General features: G+C 71.5%; 4 protein-coding genes and 1 pseudogene. 2 read left to right on the top strand and 3 right to left on the bottom strand.

Annotated features, from left to right (window positions below):
* Positions 1 to 129: 129 nt before the first annotated feature.
* The 3 genes from DW299_RS01865 to tdh form a co-directional block, all read right to left on the bottom strand.
* A complete protein-coding gene (locus DW299_RS01865) occupies positions 130 to 747 on the bottom strand; it encodes an ArsR/SmtB family transcription factor (RefSeq protein ID WP_136035432.1) in 618 nt (205 codons plus the stop codon).
* A 65-nt stretch (positions 748 to 812) separates the two neighbouring features.
* A complete protein-coding gene (locus tag DW299_RS01860) occupies positions 813 to 1,991 on the bottom strand; it encodes a glycine C-acetyltransferase (RefSeq protein ID WP_136035433.1) in 1,179 nt (392 codons plus the stop codon).
* Complete coding sequence (gene tdh, locus DW299_RS01855) at positions 1,991 to 3,034, bottom strand: L-threonine 3-dehydrogenase (RefSeq protein WP_136030898.1); 1,044 nt, start codon at positions 3,032 to 3,034, stop codon at positions 1,991 to 1,993. The genes DW299_RS01860 and tdh overlap by 1 nt, the downstream gene beginning before the upstream one ends.
* Positions 3,035 to 3,116: 82 nt before the next feature.
* On the opposite strand from tdh, the gene DW299_RS01850 reads away from it, so the two are divergent.
* Both DW299_RS01850 and DW299_RS01845 read left to right on the top strand, forming a co-directional pair.
* Entirely contained in the window at positions 3,117 to 4,055 is a 939-nt protein-coding gene (locus tag DW299_RS01850) for a LysR family transcriptional regulator (RefSeq protein ID WP_136030896.1), read from the top strand.
* A gap of 9 nt (positions 4,056 to 4,064) precedes the next feature.
* Positions 4,065 to 4,765, top strand: a pseudogene (locus tag DW299_RS01845) (M3 family metallopeptidase); the annotation flags it as partial.

Below are 4,765 nucleotides of genomic sequence, written 5' to 3'. Positions count from 1 at the left end.
CGAGCGCGAGCTGGCGGCGCCGCGCGCGCTCGGCCACGCGATGCTCGACGAGTCCGGTGAGGCGGTCGGCGAGGCGCAGCAGCCCCCGCTCCGTGCGCGTGGGGGCGGAGAGGTGCAGCGTGGCGGCGGTCATGATGCGGACTCCGGCTCGGCCGCACCCGCCGCGGACGGCGGCGTCGGCAGGTCGAACAGCTCGGCGCGCACCGACACCCGCCGCACGTCCGGCCCGGTCTGGCCGCGGTACCGCTCGATCGCCGACTCGATGACGGCCTCCAGCTCCGAGCGCAGGGCGAGTGCCTGGGCGGGGGTCACGTCAAGGTGCGTGGTGAGCGTGATGCCCACGTCACCCCACCCGTCGGGAACCTCGGACGCCGGTCGGTTCAGGTACGACATCAGCGTCTCGTGCCGCAGCCGGAAGAACTCGGAGGTCACGATCTGCGCGGCGGCGCGGTTCGCGGGCGAGGTCATGTCGTCCGGGCCCGGCACGTCGATGCGCCCCTTCGGCCGCTCCCACCAGCGCTCTCTAGCGGTGCCGCGGCCCTCGACCTCGCGGATGAGGTCGTGCGCGGCGAGGGCGCGCAGGTGATAGCTCGTGGAACCCGAGGTCTCCCCCACGAGCGCGGCGAGGGAGCTCGCGGTCTGGGGGCCGCGCGAGGCGAGCAGGTCGAAGATCTTCACGCGAAGCGGGTGGGCGAGGGCCTTCAGCGCTCCGGCGTCGAGCGTTCGCACCTGGGTCTGTTCGGTCATGAGTGCAAAGATACCCTTGCAAACGATTCTTTGCAAGAGTTTCTTTGCATCCGGATCCGCTCCCGTCAGCCCACCGCGTCACGCGCCGCCACGAACGCGGCGACGCACTCCTCCACCTGCTCCGGCGTGTGCGCGGCGGACAGCTGCACGCGGATGCGCGCGAGCCCGCGCGGGACGACGGGGAAGCTGAACGCGGTCACGTAGATGCCCCGCTCCTGCATGGCCTGGGCGATCCGCGCCGTCTTCGCCGCATCGCCGAACATCACCGGGACGATCGGGTGCTCCCCCGGCAGCAGCTCGAACCCCTCCTCGGTCATCCGGCGCCGGAACAGCGCCGCGTTCTCGCGCAGTCGCGCCCGCAGCTCGGCGGATCCCTCGACGAGGTCGAGCGCCGTCAGGGTTCCCGCCACGATCGCGGGGGCCAGCGTGTTCGAGAACAGGTAGGGGCGCGACCGCTGTCGCAGCAGCGCCACGATGTCGGCGTGGGAGGCCACGTACCCGCCCGAGGCGCCGCCGAGCGCCTTGCCGAACGTGCCGGTGTAGATGTCGACGCGGTCCGACACCCCGCACAGCTCCGGAGTGCCGCGGCCGTGCTCGCCCACGAACCCGACGGCGTGGGAATCGTCCACGAACACCAGCGCGTCATACCGCTCGGCGAGGTCGCAGATCTCGGCCAGCGGCGCGATGTAGCCGTCCATCGAGAACACGCCGTCGGTCACGACCACCCGGAACCGGGCATCGGCCGCCGCCCGCAGCTGCTCCTCCAGGTCGGCCATGTCGCGGTTGCGGTAGCGCAGGCGCCGCGCCTTGGAGAGCCGGATCCCGTCGATGATCGACGCGTGGTTGAGCTCGTCCGAGATGATCGCGTCCTCCGCCGAGAAGAGCGTCTCGAACACCCCGCCGTTCGCGTCGAAGCACGACGAGTAGAGGATCGCGTCGTCCGTCCCGAGGAAGTCCGCCAGGCGCCGCTCCAGCTCCAGATGCTGCTCCTGGGTGCCGCAGATGAAGCGGACGCTCGCGAGCCCGTATCCCCACTCCTGCAGCGCGGCGGTGGCCGACGCGAGGATCCGGGGGTCGTCCGCGAGGCCGAGGTAGTTGTTGGCGCAGAAGTTCAGCACGGGCGTCCCGTCGGCCGTGATCTCCGCGCTCTGCGGTCCGCGGATGCCGCGCTCGCGCTTGGTGAGCCCGGCCTCCTCGATCCCGGCGAGCTCCGCCGCCACATGAGTCTTGAAGTCTCCGTACATCACAGCTCCGTCCAGTCGAGGATGATCTTGCCCGTTCCCGCCGATTCCGCGGCCGCGAAGCCGCGCTCCCACTCGCGCGCCGGCACGACGTCGGCGATCACGCGGCCGATCGCCTCGCGCAGCGCGGCGCTGGTCTGCAGCATCGCGCCCATGGCGTTCCACGTCTCGAACATCTCGCGGCCGTAGATGCCCTTGATCGTGAGCATGTGCGTGACGAGCTTGCCCCAGTCGATCTCGAAGCCGGCGCTCGGCAGCCCGAGCATCGCGATCCGTCCGCCGTGGTTCATGTTGTCGATCATGGCCGGGAGGGCCGACGCCGCGCCGCTCATCTCGAAGCCGATGTCGAAGCCCTCGCGCATGCCGAGCACGCGCTGGGCGTCGCGCACGTCGCGCTGCGACACGTCGACCACCTCGTCCGCGCCCATGCGCCGCGCCATCTCCAACCGCGGTGCGCTCACATCGGTCGCGGCGATGAAACGCGCACCGGCGTGCCGCGCCACCGCGATCGCCATGAGGCCGATCGGGCCGCACCCGGTCACCAGCACGTCCTCACCGACCAGCGGATACGTCAGGGCCGTGTGCACGGCGTTGCCGAGGGGGTCGAAGACGGCCCCGAGTTCCGGGGTCACGTCGGCGTGGTGCACCCAGACGTTCGCGGCAGGCAGCGACAGGTACTCCGCGAACGCCCCGTCGCGCTGCAGCCCGAGACCGATCGTGCGGATGCACATCTGCCGGCGCCCCGCGCGACAGTTCCGGCAGGTGCCGCACACGATGTGCCCCTCTCCGGAGACGCGGTCCCCGACGACGATGTCGTGCACCAGGGGCCCGACCTCCACGACCTCCCCGTAGAACTCGTGTCCGGGGATGAGCGGGGTCGAGATGGCGGAGGCCGCCCAGTCGTCCCAGCGGTGGATGTGCAGGTCGGTGCCGCAGATACCCGTCCGCAGCACGCGGATGACCACGTCTCCCGGTCCGGCCGTCGGTTCGGGGCGGTCGACGAGGGTGAGTCCGGCGCCCGGCTCCTCCTTGAACAAAGCCTTCATGTCTTCGATCTCAGCGCATCCATCGCTGTAGAACAATCGGCAGATCCTGCATCGTCCCTGTAGTTCTGGCTAAACTATCGCGATGGAGCTCCACCAGTTGCAGATCCTCCGCGAGCTCGGCGCCCTCGGGAGTGTGACCGCGGTCGCCGAGGCCCTGCGCGTCACGCCGTCCGCGGTGTCGCAGCAGCTCGCCGCCCTCCAGCGGGCGTTCCCCACACCGCTCACCCGTCGCGAGGGACGCTCGCTCGTGCTCACTGCGGCCGGAGAGGTCCTGGCCGCGGCGGGCACCGAGGCGATCGACGCGATGGCCGCCGCGAGGCACGCCCTCGACGACTTCGAGGAGGCGGCGACGGGCGTGGTGAGCCTCAGCGGCTTCCACAGCGTCGGGCAGGCGCTGTTCGGGCCGCTGCTGCGTGAGCTGTCCGCGCTGGATGCCGCGCCCACCGTGCAGCTCACCGACGAAGATGTCGCCCAGAGCGAGTTCCCCGCCCTCACCTCCCGGTACGACCTGGTGCTCGCGCATCGCATGGAGCACTCCGATCCGTGGCCAACGGCGGGTGTGCGCAGTGTCACGCTCGTGCGCGAGCCGCTCGACGTGGCGGTCGCCGCCGATCATCCCCTCGCCACGCGGTCGAGCCTGAAGCCCGCCGACGTGGCGGCAGAGCGCTGGGTGACCAGCCGCACCGGCTACTCCCCCGACGACGTGCTGCGCGCCGTGTCGGCCGTCGCGGGGCGCCCGGTCGACGTGCTCCACCGCATCAACGACTACGGCGCCGTGTCCGCCGTCGTCGCCGCGGGCGGGGTGCTCGGCATGCTGCCGCGCTTCACGTCGCGCAGCGTCGACGACCGTGACATCGTGCGCATCCCGCTGCGTGGCGTGAGCACGCACCGCATGATCGACGTCCTGGCGCGGCCGGAGAACCTGCGCCGGCGGTCCGTCCGCGTGGTCGTCGACGCGCTGCGCGCCGTGATGGTCGGGCTGCGCACCGAGGCCGACGATGCGCTCGGCACGGGTCGTTAGGCTCGGGGAATGACCGACGCCACGAACCCGCTCCTCCAGCCGTCGTCCCTTCCCTTCGGACTGCCGGACTACCGGGCGATCCGCGCCGAGCACTACCTCCCGGCGTTCCAGGCCGGGTTCGCGGCGCAGCTCGCCGAGGTCGCGAACATCACGCGGGTGCGATCGATGCCCACGTTCGAGAACACGATCGAGGCGCTCGAGCGGTCCGGGGAGCTGCTCGACCGCGTGGCGCACACGTTCTACACGGTCAGCTCGGCCGACGCGACACCGGAGATCCAGGAGATCGACGAGCAGCTCGCGCCGCTCATGGCCGCGCACCAGGACGCGATCACCCTCGACGCGGCCCTCTTCTGGCGCGTCGAACGCGTGCACGAGCAGCGCCATGCTCTGCCCCTCGACCCCGAGCAGCGCTACCTGGTGGAGCGGTACCACCGCGAGATGACGCACGCGGGCGCGGGCCTCGACGACGCGGCCAAAGCCGAGCTCACGGCCCTCAACCAGCGGCTCTCCGTGCTCACCAACACCTTCGAGCGCAACCTGCTGGGCGACACGAACGACCTCGCCGTGGTGTTCGACTCCGCGGCCGAGCTCGACGGCCTCAGCCAGGGCGAGCTCTCCGCGGCCGCCCGCGCCGCCGCCGACCGCGGGCTCGACGGCCGGTACCTCCTCACCCTGCCGCTGTTCACCGGCCATCCCGCCCTGGCCCGCCT

It is taken from the genome of Microbacterium sp. K35, from assembly GCF_004794375.1.
Taxonomy (GTDB): Bacteria; Actinomycetota; Actinomycetes; order Actinomycetales; family Microbacteriaceae; genus Microbacterium; species Microbacterium sufflavum.
Note: the sequence above shows the minus strand (reverse complement) of the source record. Positions and strands in the feature narration are given on the sequence as shown.

What these genes read in the sequence shown, in the direction of transcription:
- DW299_RS01850 (WP_136030896.1), top strand. Translation starts at nt 3,117, where the DNA reads ATGGAGCTCCACCAGTTGCAGATCCTCCGCGAGCTCGGCGCCCTCGGG.
- DW299_RS01860 (WP_136035433.1), bottom strand. Translation starts at nt 1,991, where the DNA reads ATGTACGGAGACTTCAAGACTCATGTGGCGGCGGAGCTCGCCGGGATC.
- DW299_RS01865 (WP_136035432.1), bottom strand. Translation starts at nt 747, where the DNA reads ATGACCGAACAGACCCAGGTGCGAACGCTCGACGCCGGAGCGCTGAAG.
- tdh (WP_136030898.1), bottom strand. Translation starts at nt 3,034, where the DNA reads ATGAAGGCTTTGTTCAAGGAGGAGCCGGGCGCCGGACTCACCCTCGTC.